This is a genomic window from Nevskiales bacterium (genome assembly GCA_035574475.1).
In the GTDB taxonomy this organism is placed as follows: domain Bacteria; phylum Pseudomonadota; class Gammaproteobacteria; order Nevskiales; family DATLYR01; genus DATLYR01.
In genome coordinates this window covers 1-22,210 of record DATLYR010000003.1, presented here as the reverse complement: position 1 = coordinate 22,210, position 22,210 = coordinate 1, and the positions used below count along the sequence as shown (strand labels likewise).

23 protein-coding genes and 1 pseudogene are annotated in these 22,210 nt (G+C 67.1%); 15 read left to right on the top strand and 9 right to left on the bottom strand.

Annotated features, from left to right (window positions below; genetic code table 11):
* Positions 1-32 precede the first annotated feature (32 nt).
* The 7 genes from rnr to alr all read left to right on the top strand — a co-directional run bounded on the left by rnr (position 33) and on the right by alr (position 6,852).
* Positions 33-2,315 (top strand): ribonuclease R, encoded by a 2,283-nt coding sequence (gene rnr / locus VNJ47_00225; GenBank protein ID HXG27261.1) that lies wholly within the window; start codon positions 33-35, stop codon positions 2,313-2,315.
* Entirely contained in the window at positions 2,308-3,045 is a 738-nt protein-coding gene (gene rlmB / locus VNJ47_00220) for a 23S rRNA (guanosine(2251)-2'-O)-methyltransferase RlmB (GenBank protein ID HXG27260.1), read from the top strand. Before rnr ends, rlmB begins: the two co-directional genes overlap by 8 nt.
* A gap of 117 nt (positions 3,046-3,162) precedes the next feature.
* Positions 3,163-3,570: a 30S ribosomal protein S6 gene (gene rpsF, locus VNJ47_00215; GenBank protein ID HXG27259.1), complete on the top strand. Its 408-nt coding sequence runs from the start codon at positions 3,163-3,165 to the stop codon at positions 3,568-3,570.
* Positions 3,571-3,572: 2 nt separating this feature from the next.
* Positions 3,573-3,797: a 30S ribosomal protein S18 gene (gene rpsR / locus VNJ47_00210; GenBank protein HXG27258.1), complete on the top strand. Its 225-nt coding sequence runs from the start codon at positions 3,573-3,575 to the stop codon at positions 3,795-3,797.
* Positions 3,798-3,807: 10 nt separating this feature from the next.
* Positions 3,808-4,269, top strand: a complete 462-nt coding sequence (gene rplI / locus VNJ47_00205; protein HXG27257.1) for a 50S ribosomal protein L9 — start codon at positions 3,808-3,810, stop codon at positions 4,267-4,269.
* A gap of 139 nt (positions 4,270-4,408) precedes the next feature.
* A complete protein-coding gene (gene dnaB, locus VNJ47_00200) occupies positions 4,409-5,767 on the top strand; it encodes a replicative DNA helicase (GenBank protein HXG27256.1) in 1,359 nt (452 codons plus the stop codon).
* Positions 5,764-6,852, top strand: coding sequence for an alanine racemase (gene alr / locus VNJ47_00195; GenBank protein ID HXG27255.1), 1,089 nt, complete (start codon positions 5,764-5,766; stop codon positions 6,850-6,852). Before dnaB ends, alr begins: the two co-directional genes overlap by 4 nt.
* Here alr and msrA read toward each other — a convergent pair.
* The 3 genes from msrA to VNJ47_00180 form a co-directional block, all read right to left on the bottom strand.
* The gene (gene msrA, locus VNJ47_00190) at positions 6,842-7,468 is read right to left on the bottom strand and encodes a peptide-methionine (S)-S-oxide reductase MsrA (protein ID HXG27254.1); all 627 of its coding nucleotides are present in this window, start codon (positions 7,466-7,468) and stop codon (positions 6,842-6,844) included. The genes alr and msrA overlap by 11 nt on opposite strands.
* 10 nt (positions 7,469-7,478) lie before the next feature.
* On the bottom strand, positions 7,479-7,850 hold the full coding sequence (locus tag VNJ47_00185; GenBank protein ID HXG27253.1) for a diacylglycerol kinase: 372 nt from the start codon (positions 7,848-7,850) through the stop codon (positions 7,479-7,481).
* A 79-nt stretch (positions 7,851-7,929) separates the two neighbouring features.
* Positions 7,930-8,127 (bottom strand): DUF1289 domain-containing protein, encoded by a 198-nt coding sequence (locus VNJ47_00180; GenBank protein HXG27252.1) that lies wholly within the window; start codon positions 8,125-8,127, stop codon positions 7,930-7,932.
* 23 nt (positions 8,128-8,150) lie between these two features.
* On the opposite strand from VNJ47_00180, the gene radA reads away from it, so the two are divergent.
* Positions 8,151-9,512: a DNA repair protein RadA gene (gene radA / locus VNJ47_00175; protein ID HXG27251.1), complete on the top strand. Its 1,362-nt coding sequence runs from the start codon at positions 8,151-8,153 to the stop codon at positions 9,510-9,512.
* Between the two features lie 15 nt (positions 9,513-9,527).
* On the opposite strand, the gene VNJ47_00170 is transcribed toward radA, so the two are convergent.
* A complete protein-coding gene (locus VNJ47_00170; GenBank protein ID HXG27250.1) occupies positions 9,528-10,808 on the bottom strand; it encodes an HlyC/CorC family transporter in 1,281 nt (426 codons plus the stop codon).
* Positions 10,809-10,885: 77 nt separating this feature from the next.
* Positions 10,886-11,698, bottom strand: a complete 813-nt coding sequence (gene ccsA, locus VNJ47_00165) for a cytochrome c biogenesis protein CcsA (protein ID HXG27249.1) — start codon at positions 11,696-11,698, stop codon at positions 10,886-10,888.
* A gap of 109 nt (positions 11,699-11,807) precedes the next feature.
* Here ccsA and ffh point away from each other — a divergent pair, with 109 nt between their 5' ends.
* The 5 genes and pseudogenes from ffh to rplS all read left to right on the top strand — a co-directional run bounded on the left by ffh (position 11,808) and on the right by rplS (position 15,330).
* Positions 11,808-13,166 (top strand): signal recognition particle protein, encoded by a 1,359-nt coding sequence (gene ffh, locus VNJ47_00160; GenBank protein ID HXG27248.1) that lies wholly within the window; start codon positions 11,808-11,810, stop codon positions 13,164-13,166.
* Positions 13,167-13,285: 119 nt separating this feature from the next.
* Positions 13,286-13,519, top strand: a pseudogene (gene rpsP / locus VNJ47_00155) (30S ribosomal protein S16).
* A 124-nt stretch (positions 13,520-13,643) separates the two neighbouring features.
* Positions 13,644-14,180 (top strand): ribosome maturation factor RimM, encoded by a 537-nt coding sequence (gene rimM / locus VNJ47_00150; GenBank protein HXG27247.1) that lies wholly within the window; start codon positions 13,644-13,646, stop codon positions 14,178-14,180.
* A 16-nt stretch (positions 14,181-14,196) separates the two neighbouring features.
* Positions 14,197-14,973 (top strand): tRNA (guanosine(37)-N1)-methyltransferase TrmD, encoded by a 777-nt coding sequence (gene trmD, locus VNJ47_00145; protein HXG27246.1) that lies wholly within the window; start codon positions 14,197-14,199, stop codon positions 14,971-14,973.
* A gap of 9 nt (positions 14,974-14,982) precedes the next feature.
* Complete coding sequence (rplS, locus tag VNJ47_00140; GenBank protein HXG27245.1) at positions 14,983-15,330, top strand: 50S ribosomal protein L19; 348 nt, start codon at positions 14,983-14,985, stop codon at positions 15,328-15,330.
* Between the two features lie 78 nt (positions 15,331-15,408).
* On the opposite strand, the gene VNJ47_00135 is transcribed toward rplS, so the two are convergent.
* Positions 15,409-15,873: a C40 family peptidase gene (locus VNJ47_00135; GenBank protein HXG27244.1), complete on the bottom strand. Its 465-nt coding sequence runs from the start codon at positions 15,871-15,873 to the stop codon at positions 15,409-15,411.
* A gap of 84 nt (positions 15,874-15,957) precedes the next feature.
* On the opposite strand from VNJ47_00135, the gene VNJ47_00130 reads away from it, so the two are divergent.
* Complete coding sequence (locus VNJ47_00130; protein ID HXG27243.1) at positions 15,958-17,010, top strand: Rieske 2Fe-2S domain-containing protein; 1,053 nt, start codon at positions 15,958-15,960, stop codon at positions 17,008-17,010.
* Positions 17,011-17,115: 105 nt separating this feature from the next.
* On the opposite strand, the gene lpxB is transcribed toward VNJ47_00130, so the two are convergent.
* The 3 genes from lpxB to VNJ47_00115 all read right to left on the bottom strand — a co-directional run bounded on the left by lpxB (position 17,116) and on the right by VNJ47_00115 (position 20,067).
* Positions 17,116-18,297 (bottom strand): lipid-A-disaccharide synthase, encoded by a 1,182-nt coding sequence (gene lpxB / locus VNJ47_00125; GenBank protein ID HXG27242.1) that lies wholly within the window; start codon positions 18,295-18,297, stop codon positions 17,116-17,118.
* Positions 18,298-18,309: 12 nt separating this feature from the next.
* Complete coding sequence (trxB, locus tag VNJ47_00120; GenBank protein ID HXG27241.1) at positions 18,310-19,320, bottom strand: thioredoxin-disulfide reductase; 1,011 nt, start codon at positions 19,318-19,320, stop codon at positions 18,310-18,312.
* 144 nt (positions 19,321-19,464) lie between these two features.
* Positions 19,465-20,067, bottom strand: a complete 603-nt coding sequence (locus VNJ47_00115; protein ID HXG27240.1) for a peroxiredoxin — start codon at positions 20,065-20,067, stop codon at positions 19,465-19,467.
* A gap of 263 nt (positions 20,068-20,330) precedes the next feature.
* Here VNJ47_00115 and sppA point away from each other — a divergent pair, with 263 nt between their 5' ends.
* On the top strand, positions 20,331-22,187 hold the full coding sequence (sppA, locus tag VNJ47_00110) for a signal peptide peptidase SppA (GenBank protein ID HXG27239.1): 1,857 nt from the start codon (positions 20,331-20,333) through the stop codon (positions 22,185-22,187).
* Positions 22,188-22,210 lie beyond the last annotated feature (23 nt).

Here is a 22,210-nt window from a genome sequence, read left to right as displayed (position 1 = left end):
CGGGCAAAGTCAACGCCGCTGCAGGAAAACACATGAAAAGAAAGAACGGAAAATCGAGTGCAAACCCCCGCGACTGGCGCCGCCACGATCCCGCGCACGCGCGTGAGCACGAGCGCTATGCGCGGCCGGTGCCGAGCCGGGAACTGATCCTGCAGTTGCTGGCCGAACGCGGCGAGCCGGTGGAACTGTCCGCCTTGCAGGCCCTGTTCGGGTTGGACGAGCCGCAGGACCAGGAAGCGCTGCGCAAGCGCCTGGGCGCCATGATCCGCGACGGCCAGCTGGTGCAGAACCGCAAGGGCGCCTACGGCTTGACCACGCGCATGGACCTGGTGCATGGCACGGTGATCGGCCACCGCGACGGCTATGGCTTCCTGAAGCCCGACGACGGCGGTGACGACGTTTTCCTGTCGCCGCGGCAGATGCGCGCGTTGCTGCATGGCGACCGCGCGCTGGTGCGCATCACCGGCCGTGACCATCGCGGGCGGCGCGAGGGTTCGCTGGTGGACGTGCTGGAGCGGCGCAACACGCGGGTCGTCGGCCGCTATGTCGAGGAGCACGGCATCGGCGTGGTCATGCCGGACAACGCGCGCATCAGCCAGGACATTCTCATCCCGCCTGCCGACCGCGGCGCCGCGCGCCCGGGGCAGATCGTCACTGCCGAGATCGTGCAGCCGCCGGACAAGCGCACGCAGCCCATCGGCCGCATCGTCGAGGTGCTGGGCGAGCACATGGCGCCCGGCATGGAGATCGACATCGCCGTCCGCGCGCACGGCCTGCCGCACGAGTGGCCGGCGGACGTCTTGCAGGAGGCTGCCGGTCTGTCGCCCGAAGTCCCGGAGGCGCACACGCGCGGCCGGCTGGACCTGCGCGCGATGCCGCTGGTGACCATCGACGGTGCCGATGCGCGCGACTTCGACGACGCCGTGTACGCCGAGCCGCAGGGGCGCGGCTGGACACTCTGGGTCGCCATTGCCGACGTATCGGCCTATGTGACGCCGGGCAGCGCGCTGGACCGTGAGGCCGAGCTGCGCGGCACCTCGGTGTATTTTCCCGGTCAGGTCATCCCGATGCTGCCGGAGGCGCTGTCCAATGGCCTGTGCTCGCTGAATCCCGGTGTGGATCGCCTGTGCCTGGCCTGCGAGATGCAGGTGAGCCCGCAGGGGCAGGTGAGCGGCGCGCGTTTCCACAACGCGGTGATGCGTTCGCAGGCGCGCCTGACCTACGACCAAGTCGCGGCGATGCTCGACAGTCCGGCCGTGGCGGAGCAGTTGGGCCATGCGGCGCTGCTGCCGCAGCTGCGCCATTTACAGGGCGTGTTCCGCGCGCTGTTCGCGGCGCGTCAGCGGCGCGGCGCGATCGATTTCGAGACCACCGAGACCAAGATCAAGTTCGGGCCGGACCGCAAGATCGAGGACGTGATACCGGTGGTGCGCACCGAGGCACACCGCATCATCGAGGAGTGCATGATCGCCGCCAACGTGCAGGCGGCTGAGTTCCTGACGGCTCGCAAGCTGCCGCTGCTGTACCGCGTCCACGCCGGGCCCGAGGCCGACCGGCTGGAAGAGCTGCGCGCCTTTCTCAACGAACTGGGCCTGAGCCTGGGCGGCGGTGCCTCGCCCGAACCGCGGCACTACGCCAGACTGCTGAGCGCCATCCAGGGACGGCCCGACGCGCACCTGATCCAGACCGTGCTGCTGCGCTCGCTGGCGCAGGCGGTGTACACGCCCGAGAACATCGGCCACTTCGGCCTGGCGCTGGACTGCTATACACATTTCACCTCGCCGATCCGGCGTTACCCCGATCTGCTGGTGCACCGCGCCATCAAGCATGCGCTGGCACGGCGCCGGCCGGAGCAGTTCCCGTATACGACCACGCTGATGCAGGGGCTGGGCACGCACTGCTCGATGACCGAGCGCCGTGCGGACGAGGCCACGCGCGACGCCGTCAGCTGGCTGAAGTGCGAGTTCATGCTGGACCGCGTCGGCGAAGAGTTCGACGGCCTCATCACCGGCGTGACTCCTTTTGGACTGTTCGTCGAGATCGAGCGCGTCTACGCGGAAGGACTGGTGCACGTCAGCAGTCTGCCCAACGACTACTACCATCACGAACCACGCCACCACCGCCTGCGCGGCGAGCGCAGCGGCCGCATCTGGCATCTGGCCGACCGCATCCGGGTGCGCGTGCTGCGCGTGAACCTGGACGAGCGCAAGATCGATTTCGAACCGGTGCTGGCGCCGGGGTCGCTGTCGGCCGAACCGGGCGCGCGACCGGCCCAGGGCCGCGGGCCAAAGCGCGGGAAACGTCGGCGTGGCTGAGGAGGCCGGTCTGGTCGCCGGTTGGCACGCGGTGTTCGCCGCGCTGCGTGGCGGCGCTGCGCGCCAGGTCTGGCTGCGCCGCGGGCGCGAGGACAGGCGCAGCGCGGAACTGCAGGCGCTGGCCCGCGAGCGCGGCGTGCCGCTGCAGCTCGTTGAAGGCAGCGAACTCGACCGGCGGGCGCCGGACGTCAACCACCAGGGCGTGCTGGCCCAGGTCAACGCCGGCCGGGCGCTCGGCGAGCCCGACCTGGAGGCCCTGCTGGACGGCCTGGGCCATGCACCCTTCCTGCTGGTGCTGGACGGCGTGCAGGACCCGCACAACCTCGGCGCCTGCCTGCGCACCGCCGACGCCGCCGGCGTGGATGCGGTGATCGCGCCGCGTGACCGCGCCGTCGGGTTGACCCCCGTGGCGCGCAAGGCCGCCGCCGGCGCCGCCGAGGTGCTGCCCTTCATCCAGGTCACCAACCTGGCCCGCAGCCTGCGCGAACTGCAGCAGCGCGGGATCTGGGTCATCGGTGCGGCCGGCGAAGCCGGCCAGAGCCTGTACCAGACCGACCTCAAGGGGCCGCTGGCCCTGGTGCTGGGCGCGGAGGAAAAGGGCCTGCGCCGCCTGACCCGCGAGCACTGCGACCTGCTGGTGCGCATCCCGATGCGCGGCAGCGTCGAAAGCCTGAACGTGTCGGTCGCGGCCGCCGTCTGCCTGTACGAGGCCCTGCGGCAGCGCGGCTGAGGCGGATTGCGCCAACCGCCTGATTCACGTATATTTGCGCGCCTTCCGGGCCATCGGGCCCGGAAAACTCCTTGCTCCACCGCGCTGCGGGGGGCATCACCCACAAGGAGGCGCTGAATGCGTCATTACGAAATCGTCTTCCTGGTCCACCCGGACCAGAGCCCGCAAGTGCCGGCGATGATCGAGCGTTATCGCGGCATGATCGAATCCCAGCAGGGCAAGGTGCACCGCGTCGAGGACTGGGGTCGCCGCCAGCTGGCCTACCCGATCCAGAAGGTGCACAAGGCCCACTACGTGCTGATGAACATCGAGTGCGGCCAGACCACCCTGACCGAGCTGGAGAGCGCGTTCCGCTTCAACGACGCCGTGATCCGCAGCCTGACCCTGAGCCGCCCCGGCCCGGAGACCGAGCCGTCGATCATGATGAAGTCGCAGGAAGGCCGTGACGAGGGCCGTCGCCGCGAGCGCGAGAGCTTCGGCGAGGACGAGACCGCCGAGACCGGCGACAACGGAGCGAGGGCCTGAACATGTCGCGTTTCTACCGTCGCAGGAAATACTGCCGTTTCACCGCCGAGAAGGTGCAGGAGATCGACTACAAGGATCTCGCCACTCTGAAGCAGTACATCACCGAGACCGGCAAGATAGTCCCGAGCCGCATCACCGGCACGCAGACGCATTACCAGCGCCAGCTGGCAACCGCCATCAAGCGAGCGCGCTTCCTAGCGCTGCTGCCGTACACCGACCAGCACTGAGGAGGCGCCCATGGAAGTGATTCTGTTGCAGAAGGTGCGCAACCTCGGCGATCTGGGCGATCGCGTGAAGGTACGCGCGGGCTTCGGGCGCAACTACCTGCTGCCGCAGGGCATGGCGCTGCCGGCCACGCCGGAGAACGTCAAGGTGTTCGAGGCGCGCCGGGCGGAGCTCGAGAAGAGCGCCACCGACAGTCTGAACGCCGCCCAGCACCGCGCGCAGCAGCTGGAGGGCTACAAGCTCACCGTCAAGGCGCGGGCCGCGGAGGAAGGCAAGCTGTACGGCTCGGTCGGCACCTTCGAGATCATCGAGGCACTCAAGCGCGAAGGGATCACCGTCCAGAAGCGCGAGATCACGCTGCCCAACGGTCCGATCCGCCAGACCGGCGAGCACACCGTGCAGTTGCAGCTGCATTCCGATGTCGAGGTGTCGATTCTCGTCATCGTCGAAGAAGAAAAAGAGAAAGAAGGCTGATCCACATCTTGGTCACAGCTTGTCAACAGGCCCCGCAAGGGGCCTGTTTTTTTGCGGTTGCCGAAGGCCGAAGTTGCGTCCAAACTTCGCGGGAACGAACGCCGGCACGGCGTTCGGCCCCATCACCCTGTAGCGCCCGATGACCATTGCCAAACTGCCGCCGCATTCGATCGAAGCCGAGCAGGCCGTGCTCGGCGGCCTGCTGCTCGACAACGAGGCCTGGCTGCGCATCGCCGGCCGCGTGGCGGAAGAGGATTTCTACCGTGAGGACCACCGGCTGATCTTCCGCGCCATCCAGCACCAGGCCGAGAACAACAAGCCCTACGATGCCGTTACCCTGGCGGAGTGGCTCAGGTCGCGCGGCCAGCTGGAGGAAGCGGGCGGCCTGGCCTATCTGGGCACCCTGGCCAACGAGACCCCCAGCTCGGCCAATATCGTGGCCTACGGCGACATCGTGCGCGAGCAATCGGTGCTGCGCCAGCTGATCGGCGCCGGCGTGTCGATCTCGGAGATGGGCTATGCCCCGCAGGGCCGCAGTACCAGTGAGCTGCTGAACGAGGCGGAGAAGAAAGTCTTTGCCATCGCCGAACAGATCAAGCGCGGCAAGCAGGATTTTCAGAGCGTCGGCGACGTGCTGCCGCAGGTGGTCAGCCGCATCCACGAGCTGTACGAGTCCGACCAGCCGCTGACCGGCCTGTCCACCGGCCTGACCAAGTTCGACGAAATGACCAGCGGGCTGCAGAAGGGCGACCTGATCATCGTCGCGGCACGGCCGGCGATGGGCAAAACCAGTCTGGCGATGAACATCGTCGAGAACGTGGCCATCAAGCACAACGTGCCGACCGCGATCTTCAGCATGGAGATGTCGTCCACCCAGCTGCTGCTGCGCATGATCGCCTCGCTCGGCCGGATCGACCAGCAGCATGTGCGTACCGGCAAGCTTGAGGACAGCGAATGGCCACGCTTCACCTCGGCGGTGTCACTGATCGAGCAGGCGCGCAACTGCATCTTCGTGGACGATTCTTCCACGCTCAGCCCGACCGAGCTGCACGCGCGCGCACGACGCATGCAGCGCGATCACCGCATCGGGCTGGTGGTGATCGACTATCTGCAGCTGATGACGGTGCCGGGCACGCGCGAGAACCGTACCACCGAGGTGTCGGAGATCTCGCGCAGTCTCAAGGCGCTGGCGCGTGACCTCAACGTGCCGGTGATCGCGTTGTCGCAGGTCAGCCGCAAGGCCGAGACCAACCCCGACAACAAGCCGAAGATGTCCGACCTGCGCGAGTCGGGCAGCATCGAGCAGGACGCGGACATGGTGGTGTTCATCCATCGCGAGGAATACTACAAGCCGGACAGCCCCAAGAAGGGCACTGCCGAGATCATCATCGGCAAGCAGCGCAACGGCCCCACCGACAGCTTCGAGGTGGCCTTTCTGCGCCATTGCACGCGCTTCGAGAACCTGGCGGCCGACTACTACGAGGAAGTCCGCGGGTGAGTCGCCGCAGCTGGGCGGTCATCGATCTCGACGCGCTGCGCCACAATCTCGTCAGGGTCCGTGAGCGCGCGCCGCGCGCGCGGGTCATGGCGGCGGTCAAGGCCGAAGCCTACGGCCATGGCGCGGTCGAAGTGGCGCGTGCGCTCGACGCTGACGCACTCGCCGTGGCCACGCTGGGCGAGGCGCTGGAGCTGCGCCAGGCCGGCATCGGCCGGCCGATCGTGCTGCTCGGCGGCGTGTTGGACACGGATGAGCTGCATACGGCCACCGGGCAGGACCTGCAGCTCGTTGTGCACGACTTCCACCAGCTCGGCCTGATCGAGCGCAGCGCCTGCGCCCACACGGCCGCCGTCTGGATCAAACTGGATACCGGCATGCACCGGCTCGGCTTCGAGTCTGGCGCCATGCCCGAGCTGTGCCGGCGGCTGGCGGCCCTGCCGGCACTACGTCTGCAGGGCTGGATGACGCATTTCGCCTGCGCGGACGAAACGGACAACCCCGCCACGTGCCGGCAGATCGAGACCTTCAGGCAGATGACGGCCGGCCTGCCGGGCGCCCGTTCACTGGCCAATTCCGCCGGCATCCTGGCCTGGCCGGATGCGCATGCGGACTGGGTGCGCCCCGGCATCATGCTGTATGGCGCCAGCCCCCTGGCCGGGTGCAGCGCCGAATCGCTGGGCCTCAGGCCGGTCATGACCCTGCGCAGCCGCGTACTGAGCATTCGCGAGCTGCCGGCCGGCGAAGCAGTGGGTTACGGTGGCAGCTGGATCACGCCCGAGCGCATGCGCGTCGGCATCCTCGCCATCGGCTACGGCGATGGTTATCCGCGCCATGCGCCGAGCGGTACGCCGGTACGGGTCGGCGGCCGGCGCACGCAGGTCGTGGGCCGCGTGTCCATGGACCTGCTGGCCGTGGACCTGCGCGGCTGCGATGAGGTGCGCGAGGGCGACGAGGCGGTGTTGTGGGGCGAGGGCCTGCCAGCGGACGAGGTCGCCGCGGCCGCCGATACCATCGCCTACGAGCTGTTCTGCGCGGTACGACGGAAGCGCGTGGAATACGTCTACGCGGGTCGGCCTAACGCTTGAGCCGATCGCCGAAATATACGCGCAGCTTTTCCACCTTCGGTGCTGCGACCATCGCGATATAGGGCTGGCCCGGGTTGCGCGCGGCGTAATCCTGGTGATAGCCCTCGGCCTCGTAGAAGGCTTCCAGCGGTTCGAGCGTGGTGACGATTTTCGCCTTGAACGCGCCGGCCTGCTCGAGTTGGCGGATATAGGCCTCGGCGACGATACGCTGTTGCTCATCCGCGTAGAAGATCGCCGAGCGGTACTGGGGGCCACGGTCGTTGCCCTGACGGTTGAGCTGGGTGGGGTCGTGCGCCACTGAGAAGAACAGCTTGAGCAGCTGGCCGTAGCTCACGCGCGCCGGGTCGTAGCGCAGGCGGATGGCCTCGGCGTGCCGGGTGTTGCCGCTGCAGACCGCTTCGTAATTGGCCGTGGCGGCATCGCCGCCGGCATAGCCGGAAGTGACTTCGAGCACCCCGTCCACTTCCTTGAATACCGCCTCGACGCACCAGAAGCAGCCGCCGGCCAGCACCGCCACTTGCGGACCGCTGCCCGGCGGCAGGGTGAGGTCCTGCACCGGGTCGGGGAAGCGGTCAGGCGGGATCTTCAAGCTGGTGCCGCGCAGGTCGCAGAACATGAATGGCCCCTCAAGCAAAACGCTGCCACAGGATCAGCAGCCAGGTCAGGCCGGCCAGGCACAGGCTGATGAATACCGCGGCCGAGCCCATGTCCTTGGCGCGGCCGGACAGCTCGTGCAGTTCCGGGCCGATGCGATCCACGACCGCTTCGATGGCCGAGTTCAGCAGTTCCACGATCAGCACCACCAGGCAGACGCCGATCAGCAGCGCGACCTGCACTGCGTCGCTGCCGATCCAGAATGCGGCCGGGATCATGACCGCGGCCAGTGCGCATTCCTGTCGGAAGGCGGCCTCGTGCTTCCAGATCGCGCGCAGGCCCTGGATCGTGTACAACTGCGCATCGACGATGCGACCGATACCGGTCTTGCCGGGCTTGGGCATGGGCGTTCCTCGTGAGTCTACGATGGGCCGGAGTGTAGTGCGGGCATGTGACTGCAACATGGAGGGCAGGCTATGGCATTCACCCGCAGCGGCCAAGTCTGCGTTCGGCCACGGCGCGCAGGATCTGCCGGCGCGTTTCGCGATCGGCCGTGGGCCAGGCGATAATCTCCTCGATGCTGCGCAGGCAGCCCTCGCAGCGTTGCCGGGCGTCCAGCCGGCAGATGCCGGTGCAGGGCGATTCGATCTCGCAAGAGTCCTGTTCGCTGGTGGTTTGCACTGCTGAGTCGACGAGGCCCGCTGATGAGCAAGTCCAGAACAGTTTACAGCTGCCAGCAATGCGGCGCGCAGCAGCCCAAGTGGGCCGGGCAGTGCCCGGACTGCGGCGCCTGGAACAGCCTGGTGGAAACGCTCAGTGTCGCGGCCGGCGGCGGCAAGGGCCTGCGCGCGGTCGGCTATGCCGGCGAGTCGCGCGTGCGCCTGCTCCGGGACGTCGCGCTCCGGGAGGCGCCGCGCGCTGGCAGCGGGCTCACCGAGCTGGACCGCGTGCTGGGCGGCGGCTGGGTGCCGGGCTCGGTGATCCTGATCGGCGGCGACCCCGGCATCGGCAAATCCACGCTGCTGCTGCAGGTGATGTGCGGCCTGCCCGAAGGCGTCAAGGGGCTTTACATCACCGGCGAGGAATCACTGGAGCAGGTGCATCTGCGCGCACGGCGCTTGGGGTTGCCCGACACCGCGCTCGGCCTGCTGGCGGAAACCTGCGTCGAGCGCATCCTCGACCTGGCGCAGGCCGAGCGGCCGCGCATCATGGTGGTGGACTCGATCCAGACCATGTTCACCGAGGCGCTGGCGTCGGCGCCGGGCTCGGTGTCGCAGCTGCGCGAGAGCGCCGCCATGCTGGTGCGCTTCGCCAAGCAGACTGGTACCACCGTCATCCTGGTCGGTCATGTCACCAAGGAGGGTGTGATCGCCGGCCCGCGGGTGCTCGAGCACATGGTGGACACCGTGCTGTATTTCGAGAGCGACCGCGGCAGCCGCTACCGTGTGATCCGCGCCGCCAAGAACCGCTTCGGCGCGGTCAACGAGCTGGGCGTGTTCGCCATGACCGACACCGGTCTGAAGGAAGTCAGTAATCCCTCGGCCATCTTTCTTTCCCGCCATGAGCAGCCGGTGCCCGGCAGCGTGACCATGGTCACGCGCGAGGGCAGCCGGCCGCTGCTGGTCGAGGTGCAGGCACTGGTGGACCAAAGTCATGGCGCCGCGCCGCGGCGCGTGGCGCTGGGGCCGGATGCCAACCGCCTGGCGATGCTGCTGGCGGTGCTGCACCGGCATGGCGGCGTGGCCATGTACGACCAGGACGTGTTCGTGAACGTGGTCGGTGGCATGCGCGTCACCGAGACCGCGGCCGACCTGCCGATCCTGCTGGCGGCGCTGTCCAGCTTCCGCAACCGGCCGCTGGCCAACGACCTGGTGGTGTTCGGCGAAGTCGGGCTGGCGGGTGAGATCCGCCCGGTGCAGGGCGGGGAAGATCGCCTGCGCGAGGCGGCCAAGCACGGCTTCACCCGCGCCGTGGTGCCCAAGGCCAATGCGCCGAGGCCGGGCCGCATCCCCGGGCTGGATATCCTGGCCGCCGACCGCCTGGCCCAAGTGCTGGACGTGGCCTGAGAGCCCCCGCGCCGGCTATTGCGCGCGCGCCGGCTCCTCGTTCTGCCGGATGCGCACGCTGCGCACCACGTTGTCTTCCATCTCGGCGATCTCCAGGGTGTAGCCGCCCAGCCGGAGCGAGGTGCCGGGCTGCGGGATGTCCTCGAGGTATTCCACGATCAGCCCGTTGAGCGTCTTCGGGCCGCTGGTCGGCAGTTTCCAGCCGGTGGCGCGGTTGAACATGCGCACGGTGACTGTGCCGGCGGCGGTGAAGCTGTCGTCGGGGTTGCGCGTGACGTTGCGCAGGCGCATGAGCGGGTCGCTGGTGAAGTCGCCGACGATCTCCTCGAGGATGTCCTCCAGGGTGACCAGGCCGAGCAGGTCGCCGTACTCGTCCACCACGAAGCCGATGCGCCGCTTCTGGTGCTGGAAGTTGACCAGCTGCTGGTTGAGCGGCGTGCCGGCGGGCACGTAGTAGGGCTCGCGTGCCAGTCCCAGCAGCGTTTCCCGGTTGAGCCGGTTTTCGATGTACAGGCCGAGCACGCGACGCATGTGCACGATGCCGCGCAGCTCGTCGATGCTGCCGTCGTAGACCGGCAGCCGCGTGTGCTGGTTGCCGATCAGGCTCTGCAGGATGCGGTCCCAGTCCTGGCTGAGGTCGATGCCGACGATCTCGGTGCGCGGCACCATGATGTCCTCGACCGTGATCTTCTCGAGGTCGAGGATCGACAGCAGCATGCGCCGGTGCCGACGCGGCAGCAGCGCCCCGGCCTCGGCCACGACGGTGCGCAGCTCCTCGGTGCTGATGCTGTGCGCCGCGGCCTGTTCCGGGGATACGCCGATCAGGCGCAACAGGCCGTTGGTGGTCAGATTGGTCAGCCACAGCAGCGGCTGGAACAGGCGCACCAGCGGGTAGTAGACGTAGGCCGCCGGCATCGCCAGCCGCTCGGGGTGGATCGCGCCCAGGGTCTTGGGCATGGATTCCGCGAAGATGAAAATCATCAGCGCGGTGGCGACGGTTGCGATCGCCAGCGCCAGCTCGGGATCCCCCACCAGGCGCTGCACCACCATCAGCAGCAGCATGGGGATCAGGGCCTGGGCCAGGTTGTTGAGCAGCAGGATCAGGCCGATCAGACGGTCGGGGCGTTCCAGCAGCCGGGAGGCGAACTGGGCGCCGCGGTGACCGGATTTCGCCAAGTGCCGCAGGCGGTAGCGGTTGAGGGCCATCAGGCCCGTTTCAGACCCGGAGAAAAAGCCCGAGAATATGAAGCAAACAATAACGAAAACAACAAGATAGAGTAGCGGTATTGCGTCCAAGCCGGGCGACTCTGAAGGGGTGGGAGGGCTATTGTCTCAGGGCCAGCGGCGGCCCTGTCAAGGCGCGCGGCAGCGCCTCAGGCCCAGTGCGTGCCGAGCAGCTGTTCCAGCACGAACTTGCTGCCGAAGTAGGCCAGCACCAGCGTCAAGTAGCCAATCAGCGTGCCGCGGGTGGCGGTGCGCCCGCGCCAGCCGAAGCGCCAGTGGCCCCACAGCAGCAGGGCATAGAACAGCCAGGCCAGTACCGAGAAGAAGGTTTTATGGGCCAGGTGCTGGGCCAACAGGTCTTCGACGAAGACCAAGCCGCTCAGCAGCGCCAGGCTGAGCAGGAAGAAGCCTGTCGCAGTCAGCTCGAACAAGAGTTGCTCCATGGTCTGCAGCGGCGGCAATACCCGCAGCCAGCCACCGCTGCGATGGCGATGCAGCTGCCGGTCCTGGACAGCCAGCACCAGCGCTTGCACTGCCGCCAGCGTCAGTACGCCATAGGCCAGCACCGAGAGCACGATATGCAACTGCAGCGCCCAGCCGGCTTCGACCAGCACGGCATTGCTGCCACGCCAGGCCAGCCCGAGCGCCGTGCCGACGGCCGCGAACGGGAACAGGACGAGCCCCAGGTTTTCCAGCGGCCGGCGCAGGCTGAGCAAGCACAGCAGCAGCGCCGACAGCCAGCTGAACAGGGACAGCGCATGGCCCAGGTTGAGATCGAGGCCGGCGTCCTGCCACAAGGCCTGCTGCAGCAACCAGCCGTGCGCGAACACGGCGACGACCCCCAGCCCCAGCGCCGGGCCGCGGAAGCCGTTGGACGCAGCCTCGCCGGCGCGCAAACGCCAGCCCAGCAGCAGGGTGGCGACGAGATACAGCGCTACGGTGAGGCTGATCGGCAGGTTCACGGTGTCGGCGGGCGCGGGACGGCGGTGGCGCTGATCATCGCACAAGCGCCGCCGGTGCGTTAAGGCCCTGTGTTACCATCGCCGCCAGCCTGACCGCGACGCTTTCACCATGTTCCAGAACCTGGGCGAACGCCTCACGCGCACCCTGCAGCAGCTGCGCGGGCAGGGGCGCATCACCGAAGACAACGTCCGCGACACCTTGCGCGAGGTGCGCATGGCGCTGCTGGAGGCCGATGTGGCCTTGCCGGTGGTCAGGCAGTTCATCGAGGACATCCGCGGGCGTGCCGTCGGGGCCGAGGTGATGCAGAGCCTGACCCCGGGCCAGGCGCTGATCAAGATCGTGCACGAGGAATTGGTCAAGATCCTCGGTGCCGAGAACGCAGCGCTGAACCTGCGCACGCAGCCGCCCGCGGTGATCCTCATGGCCGGCCTGCAGGGCTCCGGCAAGACCACCAGCACCGGAAAGCTGGCGAAACTGGTCAAGGAGCAGCTGCACAAGCGCGTCTTGGTGAGCAGCACGGACGTTTACCGGCCGGCCGCCCTGCAGCAGCTGCAGACGCTGGCCGGGCAGGTCGGGGTGGATTATTTTCCCGCCGGCCCAGGGCAGTCGCCCGTCGAGATCGCGAGCGCCGCGCGGCAACACGCGAAACTGCAGCAATACGATCTGCTGATCGTCGATACCGCCGGTCGGCTCGCCATCGATGCGGCGATGATGGACGAGATCCGCGCGCTGCACGTCGCGCTGGACCCGGTGGAAACCCTGTTCGTGGTGGACAGCATGAGCGGTCAGGATGCTGCCAACACCGCCAAGGCCTTCGGCGATGCGCTGCCGCTCACCGGCGTGATCCTGACCAAGACCGACGGCGACGCCCGGGGCGGCGCCGCGCTGTCGGTGCGCCAGGTCACCGGCCGGCCGATCAAGTACATCGGCGTCAGCGAAAAACCGGACGGTCTGCAGGCCTTCCATCCGGAGCGCATCGCCTCGCGCATCCTCGGCATGGGCGATGTGCTCAGCCTGGTCGAGGAGGCCAGCCGCAAGGTGGACCGCCGCCAGGCCGAGCAGATGGCCGGCAAGCTGGCCCGCGGCAAGGGCTTCGATCTGGAAGACCTGCGTGCCCAGCTGCAGCAGATGCTGGAAATGGGCGGGCTGTCCAAGCTGCTGGAGCAGCTGCCGGGCGCGGGACAGCTGCCCGCCGCCGCCAAGACCCAGGTGAACGACCGGGACCTCAGGCGCCAGATCGCCATCATCGGTTCGATGACGCCCCAGGAACGGCGTTTCCCGGAGCTGATTCGTGCCTCCCGCAAGCGCCGCATCGCGGCCGGTTCCGGCACCCAGGTCCAGGACGTCAACCGGCTGCTGCGCCAGCACGAGGATATGCAGCGGATGATGAAGCAGTTTTCCAAGGGTGGCCTGGGGCGTATGCTCAAGGCCATGAAGGGCCGGCTGCCGCCCGGCATACCCGGCTGACGGCGCCGCTCGCTAAGATCAGGCCGCCACTACACTTTCCGGGCCAAAGCGCGTAAAATGCGCGGCTTGTTTTTAGGCCCCCAAGCCTTGCGGCCGCACAGCTCAGGAAGCATTCACGCATGGTCAAGATTCGCCTCACCCGTGGCGGCGCCAAGAAGCGCCCCTTCTACCACGTCGTCGTCACCGACCAGCGCAATAAGCGCGACGGTCGCTATCTGGAGCGGCTGGGCTTTTTCAATCCCATCGCCCAAGGCAACGAAGTGGGCCTGCGGATCGACACCGCGCGCGTGGACCACTGGGTCAAGCAGGGCGCGCAGCTGTCCGACCGCGTCGCCGAACTGATGAAGCGCGCTGCCCTCCAGCCGGCAGAGGCGCCGGCCGCAGACGGCACGGCGCCGACGAAGGCCAGGAAGGTCGCCGGCAAGGCGAAGAAGGGCAAGACTGCGGAGGCTGCGGCCTAAGTAAAGTCGTTGCTGCATGGGCGCTGACGCCAACCGGCGCATCGTCCTGGGGCGCATCGTCGGCGTGTTTGGCGTCAAGGGTTGGGTCAAGCTGGAATCCTGGACCCGACCGCCGGAAAACATCCTGGGGTACCGCCAATGGCAGCTCGGGCGCGCCGGCCGGTGGCAGGTCGCCCGCCTGATCGAAGGCCGCCGACAGGGCCGGGGCCTGGTGGCGCAACTGGCGGACGAGAGCGGAAGCGTCTGCGATGACCGCGACCGGGCGGCGGCGCTGGTCGGTAGCGAGATCGCGGTTATGCGCGAGGCTTTGCCGGCCCTGGGCCCGAACGAGTTTTACTGGGCCGACCTGCTGGGGCTCGAAGTTGAGACCCTGCAGGGGCGGCGGTTGGGCCGGGTGCGCGAACTGTTGGAAACGCCGGCGCACGACATGCTGGTGGTCGGCGGTGAGACGGGCGTGCGCTGGATTCCCTGTGTGCTGGGGCCGATCGTGAAGTCGGTGGATCTCGCAGCCGGACGGATCCAGGTGGACTGGGATCCGGACGCGGTCGAGTAGGTCGGTGCGGCCGATGATGAGGATTGAGGTCGTGACGCTGTTCCCGGCGTTCGTGGAGCAGGTCACGAAATGGGGTGTCACCGGTCGCGCGGTGGAGCGCGGTCTGCTGAAGCTGCAGTGCTGGAATCCGCGCGATTACGCGCAGGACCGGCACCTCAGCGTGGACGACCGCCCATACGGCGGCGGACCCGGCATGGTGATGAAGGTAGGGCCTGTGCAGGCGGCGCTACGGGCAGCCCGCGAGGCCGCCGGTGCGCAGGCGAAGGTGATCTACCTCAGCCCGCAGGGCGAGCGACTGACGCAGCCACTGGTCCGCGCGCTGGCGCAGCAGCCGGGGTACGTGCTGCTGTGCGGGCGTTACGAAGGACTCGACCAGCGCCTGATCGACCGGGAAGTCGATCTGGAGCTGTCGATCGGCGACTATGTGCTCTCCGGCGGCGAGCTGGGCGCGATGGTGCTGATCGACGCGCTGACGCGGCTGTTGCCCGGCGTGCTGGGCGATGCGGAATCGGCGCAGCAGGATTCGTTCATGGCGGGCCTGCTGGACCACCCGCACTACACGCGCCCCGAGCAGCTGGCATGGGCCGGCGAGGGTGCGCAGACGGTGCCGGCAGTGCTGCTGAGCGGCGACCATGCGCAGATCGCGCGCTGGCGGCTCAAACAGGCGCTGGGCCGGACATGGCTGAAGCGGCCGGATTTGCTGGACGGGCTCGAGTTGAGCGAGACGCAGCAGACTCTGCTGCGCGAATGGATCGAAGACTATCTGGCCGGTGGCCGGAGCGACGGTAAATAGGGTGCTGACATGAGCAAAATCATCGAGCAGATCGAATCGGAACAGATGCAGAAAAAGCTGCCGGACTTCGGCCCCGGCGACACCGTCGTGGTGCAGGTCAAGGTCAAGGAAGGCGATCGCGAGCGCCTGCAGGCCTTCGAGGGCGTGGTCATCGCCAAGAAGAACCGCGGTCTGAACTCCTCTTTCACCGTGCGCAAGATTTCGCACGGGGAGGGCGTCGAGCGTGTGTTCCAGACTTACAGCCCGACGATCGGTGGCATCGAGGTCAAGCGCCGCGGCGACGTGCGCCGCGCCAAGCTGTACTACCTGCGCAAGCTGGCGGGCAAGGCCGCGCGTATCACCGAAAAGCTGGGCTAGTCACGCCCTTCGGCACGCGTCGGCCCGCAATGGTGGGCCGATGCCGACCCGAAAGCCCGGGTCTGCCAATGGCAACGCTCAGGGCAGGTAGCTGACGACGTCTTCGAGCCGCCGTTGCCAATAGGGCAGATCGATGGGCTCGATCTGCACGCGGCCCTGTTCGCGGATGTGAACCATGCGCGAGCGTCCGATATAGATGCCGACATGCAGTTCCCCGAACGGCGTCTCCTCCAGTCTGTAGAACAGCAGGTCGCCGCGGCGCACGCGACTGTAGTCAATGGAGGTCCCCTGCGCGCGTTGCGCCTCGGCGCTGTGCGGCAGCTCGATTCCGCAGCAGCGCGCGTACACGTAGCGCACCAGTCCGCTGGCGTCGAAGCCGGTCGGATCGCTGCCGCGATAACGGTAGGAGCGGTCGAGCTGTGCCACTGCCTCGTCCACGACGACGTCGCGGGGGTCGCTCCGGGGTGCGGGCGGTTCGATGACCGTGCAGGCGGCCAGCGCCGCTGTCAGCAGCAGTGCGGGGATTGCGATGATAGGGCGCATCAGGGCTTGCAGGCGGATTCCGCAGCACATGATAACCACCGGCGGTGGCGGCACGCGAGGCTTGTCCGCTAAACTTTCGCGCTCATGGACGCCCAACTGCTCCGCAACTGCTGGTATCTCGCGCAGTCCGGTACGCATCTCGCGCGCGGCCAGATGGTGGCCAAGACCCTGCTCGGCGAGCCGGTGGTGATCGGCCGGCGCGCGGATGGCGGCGTTTTTTGCCTGCGCAACATCTGCCCGCACCGCGGCATACCGCTCAGCTATGGCTGGCTCAAGGACTGCACGCTGCAGTGCTGCTACCACGGCTGGAAATTCGACACCCGTAACGGCGCCTGCGTGGAGATCCCCTCGATCCCGCCGGACGACACCAGCCTGCCGCTGTCCGCCATCAAGGTGCGCAGCTATCCCTGCCGCGAGGTGCAGGGCAACGTCTGGGTGTTCATGCCGGGCGAGGGCTACGTGGAAGGGCAGGCGTTGCCGCCGGTGCCGATGGTCCCGGATTTCCCCGAAGACGCGCGGCCGCAGGTCTCCGAAACCATGCATTTTCCCTGCCATGTCGACCATGCGGTCATGGGCCTGATGGACCCCGCCCACGCCTCTTATGTGCACACCTCGTGGTGGTGGCGCACGCGTAACTTGAAGCTGCGCGAGGTGCGGAAGGATTACGAGCCGATCGAGCATGGCTTCCGCATGGTGCGTTACCCGCTCCGGCAGAGCGCCAAGCCCTATAAGCTGTTCGGCAAGAACGTCTCCACCGAGATCAGCTTCCGGCTGCCGGGTGTGCGTATCGAGCACATCCAAGGCGACCGGCACACGGCGGTGTCGCTGACCTGTTGTACCCCGCTCAACGATCACGAAACCGAGGTGCACCAGTTCCTGTACTGGACCACGCCGGTGCTCACGGTGTTCAAGCCGGTTGCGCGCCTCCTGCTGCACAAGTTCCTGAAGCAGGACCGGGATGTGGTCGTGATGCAAGAGGAAGGCCTGCGGTACAAGCCGCCCATCATGTTCATCAACGACACCGATACTCAGGCCAAGTGGTACTTCAGCCTCAAGCGCGAGTGGGACAAGTGCCAGCAGGAGAAACGGCCGTTCAACAACCCGGTCAAGCCCCGCACCCTGCGCTGGATGAGTTGAAAACCAAGAAGGGGGGTGGACAGGATAGACAGGATTTAACAGGATTCACAGGATCAAGATTTCCTGGTGAAAAAAATACAGTCCTGCAAATCCTGAGAATCCTGTTCATCCTGTCCATTTCTTCTCTTGAATGACCTTGAGTACCGCTTTGGCCGCGCGCCGGCTGGGCGGCTCATCGCCCAGGCCCAGCAGCCGGGCGGCGCGCAGCCCCTCCTCGCGGATTTCCCGGCGCTTGTCCGGGTTCTCGAACAGCTCGGCGAGCGCCGCCGCCAAGAGCGGCGGCTGGCACAGGTGCTGAATGTATTCCGGCTGCAGGCGCTTGCCCAGCAGCAGGTTGATGATGCTCATGTGCTCTACCTGGACCGCGCGCAGGATCAGCCAGCCGCTCAGCGCGTTGAGCTTCTGTGTGATGACGCCCGGCAGCCCGGCGATGGCGACGTCAATGGAGGTGGTGCCGGATTTCACCAGCGCCACGGTTGCGGCGGCGAAGGCGTCGTGCTTCTCGGCGGACTCGGCCACGATCACCGGCCGCAGCGGCCAGTGCGCGGCGCCCTCGCGCACCGCCTCCATGACATGCGCAACCGCCGGCACCACGACGCGCAGCTGCGGGATGCGTGGCAGCAGCAGGCGCAGGGTCTCGCCATAGACCGGCATCAGGCGGCGGATCTCGGAGGCGCGGCTGCCGGGCAGGGCGCAGAGCAGCGGCGCATCCTCCGGGATGCCGTGTCGGCGGCGGAAGGCTGCGCCGTCGCCGGCATCGGCATCTTCCACGGAAGGATGGCCGACGAAGTCGCAGGCCAGGCCGTGCGGTTCGAAGTAAGGCGGCTCGAACGGCAGTACCACCAGCAGCCGGTCCAGGTATTGCGCGATCTCTCGCGCGCGCCCGGGTTTCCAGGCCCAGACCGTCGGTGCGACGTAATGCACCAGCGGGATGCCGTGGCCGCGCAGGCGCTTGGCCACGCGCAGCGTGAAGCCGGGCGCATCCACGGTCAGCACGATGTCGGGTTTCAGGCGATCGACGGTGGCCACGGTCTCGCGGATGCGGCGCAGGATACGCGGCACGTGGCGCAGCACCTCGAAGATGCCCATCAGTGCCAATTCGCGCATCGGGAACAGGCTTTGCAGGCCTTCCGCCTGCATGCGCTCGCCGCCGACGCCGGCGAAGCGCACGCGCCCGCCGGTCTCGACCTTGAGTGCCGCCATCAGGCGCGCGGCGAGCGCGTCACCCGAGGGTTCGCCGGCGATGATGAAGATGAGGGGGGAGCGGGCGTCGGGATTCGCGTCCATCCGCGAATCTTATCAGCGCCCGGCGACCTGGCTCTGCACGTGTTCCAGCTCGGCATGGCGGTCTTCGTGCGTGGCGAGTTGGTCCAGGTACTTTTCCGCATCCAGTGCGGCCATGCAGCCGGTGCCAGCCGAGGTGATGGCCTGGCGGTAGACATGGTCCATGACGTCGCCGGCCGCAAACACACCCGGCACGCTGGTGGCGGTGGCGTTTCCGTCGCTGCCGCTCCTGACCTTGATGTAGCCGCCGGCCATGTCGAGCTGGCCCTCGAAGATCGCGGTGTTGGGCGTGTGGCCGATGGCGATGAACACACCCTCCAGCTTCAGCTCGCGCTTGCTGCCATCCTGCACGTTGACGATGCGTATGCCGGTGACGCCGGAGTCGTCACCCAGCACCTCGTCCAGGGTGTGGTTCCATACGATCGTGACCTTGCCGGCCTTTGCCTTCTCGAACAGCTTGTCGGCCAGGATCTTCTCCGAGCGGAACTTGTCGCGCCGGTGCACCACGGTGACGTGCTCGGCGATGTTGGCCAGGTAGAGCGCCTCCTCGACCGCGGTATTGCCCCCGCCGATCACGGCCACGCGCTTGCCACGGTAGAAGAAGCCGTCGCAGGTGGCGCAGGCCGACACGCCCTTGCCCTTGAACGCTTCCTCGGAGGGCAGGCCCAGGTACTTGGCCGACGCGCCGGTGGCGATGATGACCGCGTCTGCCGTGTATTCGCCGCTGTCGCCCTTGAGCCGGAACGGCCGGCGCTTGAAGTCCACGCTGTTGATGTGGTCAAAGATGATCCGCGTGTCGAAACGCTCTGCATGCTGGCGCATACGCTCCATCAGCGCCGGCCCCTGCAGACCCTCGACATCGCCTGGCCAGTTGTCCACGTCGGTCGTGGTCATGAGCTGGCCGCCCTGCTCGACGCCGGTGATCAGCACCGGCTTCAGGTTGGCGCGTGCGGCATAAACTGCGGCCGTGTAACCGGCCGGGCCGGAGCCGATGATGATCAGTCGGTGGTGCTGGGTGTTTGGCATGGTTTTGGCCCGTTAAAGAAATGGAACAGGAGGGTCAGGATTCAACAGGACGAACAGGATAAGAAGACTTCTTCAACGAAGAATTCTTGATCCTGATCTTCCTGCAACATCTTGTTAATCCTGTTTCATTCCTTGCTTGTTTCGTCAGAGCTTGCGGGCGTTCTTGGCCAGGTACTCGGCCACGCCCTCGGCAGTCGGCTTCATGCCGGGCTGTCCCTTGTGCCAGCCGGCCGGGCAGACCTCGCCGTGCTCCTCGTGGAACTGCAGCGCGTCCACCATGCGCAGCATTTCGTCCACCTCGCGGCCCAGCGGCAGGTTGTTGACCACCTGGTGCTGTACCACACCGTCCTTGTCGATCAGGAAGGAGGCGCGCATGGCTACGCCCGCTTCGGGGTGGGCGATGCCGTAGGCATTGGTGATGGCGTGGCTGACGTCCGCCACCATCGGGAAGCCGACCTCGCCGATGCCGCCGTTCTTGGGCGGGGTCTTGCGCCAGGCATGGTGGGTGAACTGCGAGTCGATCGACACGCCGATCAGCTGCACGCCACGCTCCTTAAACGCTTCGAGGCGGTGGTCGTGCGCGATGATCTCGGACGGGCACACGAAGGTGAAGTCCAGCGGCCAGAAGAACAGCACCACGTACTTGCCGCGGTAGTCCGAGAGCTTGAAGTTTTCCTTGATGCTGCCGTCGGGCATGACGGCGGCGGCGGTGAAGTCGGGGGCTTTGCGGCCAACCAGTACGCTCATGGCAATCTCCTTGAAAAGAGGGGGGTGGAACTCGGCAAACCTCACGCAGGAATCCGTCGTTAGCAGAGCGGATTGCTGTAGTGCGGCGATTCTAGTGCAGGGTGGAAAAATAGCACAAGACAATTATTCTTATTGCTACGATTAAGTCAGGTTATGATTTAAGCCGCATACCCCGCATGCCCGGTCTTGCTGCACACGGGCATGGGCACGCCGCCGTGTGTGGCTTAGCATGGTTTAATTACCGCCCGAGGTGTCCTTAAACAATGTCATCGAGTCGCTCCTGGATCGTTCGCCTGTTCGCCGGCATCTGGCAGGTGATCGAGATTGTCCGCCGTGTGCTGGTGACGTTGGTGGTGCTGGCCCTGGTGTTGGCCCTGTGGCTGCTGCTGTCCGGCCGACCGGAATGGACGGTCGAGGACAACGTCGCACTGGTCTGGGTGCCGCTGGGCACGCTGGTAGAGATGGTGGACGAGCCGCCGGAGACCGCGCTGCTGCAGCGGGTGTTTGGCGAGCGCCCGCGCCAGACTCGGGTGAGGGACCTGATCAAGGCACTGGACTATGCCGCCACCGACCCGCGCATCAAGCTGGTGTTCCTCAAGCTCGACGAGTTGGAAGACGCCGGCATGGCGCAGCTTCAGGAGCTGGGCGCGGCGCTGCAGCAGTTCCGCAAGCGCAGCGGAAAGAAGCTTGTCGCCTATGCGCCGGCTTACAGCCAGCCGGCTTATTACCTGGCCGCCCAGGCCGACGAAGTCTATCTGGATCCGATGGGTTTCGTACTGATGGCAGGCTTCGGTCATTACGGCATGTACTTCAAAGAGGCGCTGGACAAGCTCGGCGTGGACATGCACGTGTTTCGCGTCGGCGAGTACAAGTCGGCGGTCGAGCCCTTCGAGCGCAACGACATGTCGCCCGAAGCAAAGGTGGCCAATGCCGCCTGGCTGCAGGTGCTGTGGGAGCACTACAAGGCCGGCATCGCCGCACCGCGCAAACTCGCGCCGGACGCCATCGAGAACTACGCTGCCAATCTGCCGGCCGTGGTCGAGGCGCACCAGGGCGACCTGGCGCGGGCAGCCAAGGAGGCGAAGCTCGTCGACGGCTTGCTGACCCTGCAGCAGGTACGCGAGAAGGTCGGTGCAATCGTGGGCATGGACGAGGACATCGACAGCTTCCGCCAGATCGATCACTTCACCTACCTGTCGGTCGTGGACCGCCCCCGATATGCACCGGACACACCGGCGGTGGGACTGGTGGTGGCGCAGGGCGAGCTGATCGATGGTGAGAGCGTAGTCGGCATGACCGGTGCGGATACCCTGGCCGACCTGATCGGCCAGGCGCTGCAGGATGAGCAGATCGCGGCGCTGGTGCTGCGCGTGGATAGCCCCGGCGGTAGCATCACCGCCGCCGAGACCATTCGCCGCCAGGTATCACGGTTCCGCGAGAGCGGGCGGCCGGTGGTGGTATCGATGTCGAACCTGGCTGCCTCGGGCGGCTACTGGATCGCGGCACCGGCCGACCAGATCTGGGCGCAGGACACCACGCTGACCGGCTCGATCGGCGTGTTCGGGCTGGTCCCGACCCTCGACCGGTCGCTGGCCAAGCTCGGCATCCGCGTCGACGGCGTCGGCACCACGCCGATGGCGGGTGCTCTGCGCATCGACCGGCCCATGTCACCGGATGTGGCGCGCGCCATCCAGCTGACCGTGGAGAAGGACTACCGCCAGTTCATCGAGCAGGTCGCCAAGGGCCGACGCATGAACGCCGAGGCGGTGGACCGTCTGGCGCGCGGCCGCGTCTGGAGCGGGCTGGACGCACGCAGGCTCGGCCTGGTGGATCAGGCCGGCGGTCTGCAGGCAGCGATCGAGGCTGCGGTCGAGCTGGCCGGGCTGGACGCGGACAACTACCGGCTCGAAGTGATCGAGCCGCAGCGCGATTTCGCCAGCAGTCTGATCGAGCGGCTGAGTTCGGGCCTGGCCCGGCTGGGACTGCGCCAGCTGGCGCTGCCGGAGGGGCTACAGCAGATCGCGCAGCGCTACGAGTTGCAAGCGGCCATGCGCTGGCTGAACGACCCGAGCGGCGTGTATTCGCACTGCTTCTGCCGGCCGTCGATCGGCGGGCGCTAGCGGCGCACAGCCCTCGTGCCCCG

Bases quoted from the DNA above. Each gene is read 5' to 3' on its own strand.
- rnr (HXG27261.1), top strand. From the start codon at position 33: ATGAAAAGAAAGAACGGAAAATCGAGTGCAAACCCCCGCGACTGGCGC.
- rpsF (HXG27259.1), top strand. From the start codon at position 3,163: ATGCGTCATTACGAAATCGTCTTCCTGGTCCACCCGGACCAGAGCCCG.
- rpsR (HXG27258.1), top strand. From the start codon at position 3,573: ATGTCGCGTTTCTACCGTCGCAGGAAATACTGCCGTTTCACCGCCGAG.
- rplI (HXG27257.1), top strand. From the start codon at position 3,808: ATGGAAGTGATTCTGTTGCAGAAGGTGCGCAACCTCGGCGATCTGGGC.
- dnaB (HXG27256.1), top strand. From the start codon at position 4,409: ATGACCATTGCCAAACTGCCGCCGCATTCGATCGAAGCCGAGCAGGCC.
- msrA (HXG27254.1), bottom strand. From the start codon at position 7,468: ATGTTCTGCGACCTGCGCGGCACCAGCTTGAAGATCCCGCCTGACCGC.
- VNJ47_00185 (HXG27253.1), bottom strand. From the start codon at position 7,850: ATGCCCAAGCCCGGCAAGACCGGTATCGGTCGCATCGTCGATGCGCAG.
- radA (HXG27251.1), top strand. From the start codon at position 8,151: ATGAGCAAGTCCAGAACAGTTTACAGCTGCCAGCAATGCGGCGCGCAG.
- ffh (HXG27248.1), top strand. From the start codon at position 11,808: ATGTTCCAGAACCTGGGCGAACGCCTCACGCGCACCCTGCAGCAGCTG.
- rimM (HXG27247.1), top strand. From the start codon at position 13,644: ATGGGCGCTGACGCCAACCGGCGCATCGTCCTGGGGCGCATCGTCGGC.
- trmD (HXG27246.1), top strand. From the start codon at position 14,197: ATGAGGATTGAGGTCGTGACGCTGTTCCCGGCGTTCGTGGAGCAGGTC.
- rplS (HXG27245.1), top strand. From the start codon at position 14,983: ATGAGCAAAATCATCGAGCAGATCGAATCGGAACAGATGCAGAAAAAG.
- VNJ47_00135 (HXG27244.1), bottom strand. From the start codon at position 15,873: ATGCGCCCTATCATCGCAATCCCCGCACTGCTGCTGACAGCGGCGCTG.
- VNJ47_00130 (HXG27243.1), top strand. From the start codon at position 15,958: ATGGACGCCCAACTGCTCCGCAACTGCTGGTATCTCGCGCAGTCCGGT.
- lpxB (HXG27242.1), bottom strand. From the start codon at position 18,297: ATGGACGCGAATCCCGACGCCCGCTCCCCCCTCATCTTCATCATCGCC.
- trxB (HXG27241.1), bottom strand. From the start codon at position 19,320: ATGCCAAACACCCAGCACCACCGACTGATCATCATCGGCTCCGGCCCG.
- VNJ47_00115 (HXG27240.1), bottom strand. From the start codon at position 20,067: ATGAGCGTACTGGTTGGCCGCAAAGCCCCCGACTTCACCGCCGCCGCC.
- sppA (HXG27239.1), top strand. From the start codon at position 20,331: ATGTCATCGAGTCGCTCCTGGATCGTTCGCCTGTTCGCCGGCATCTGG.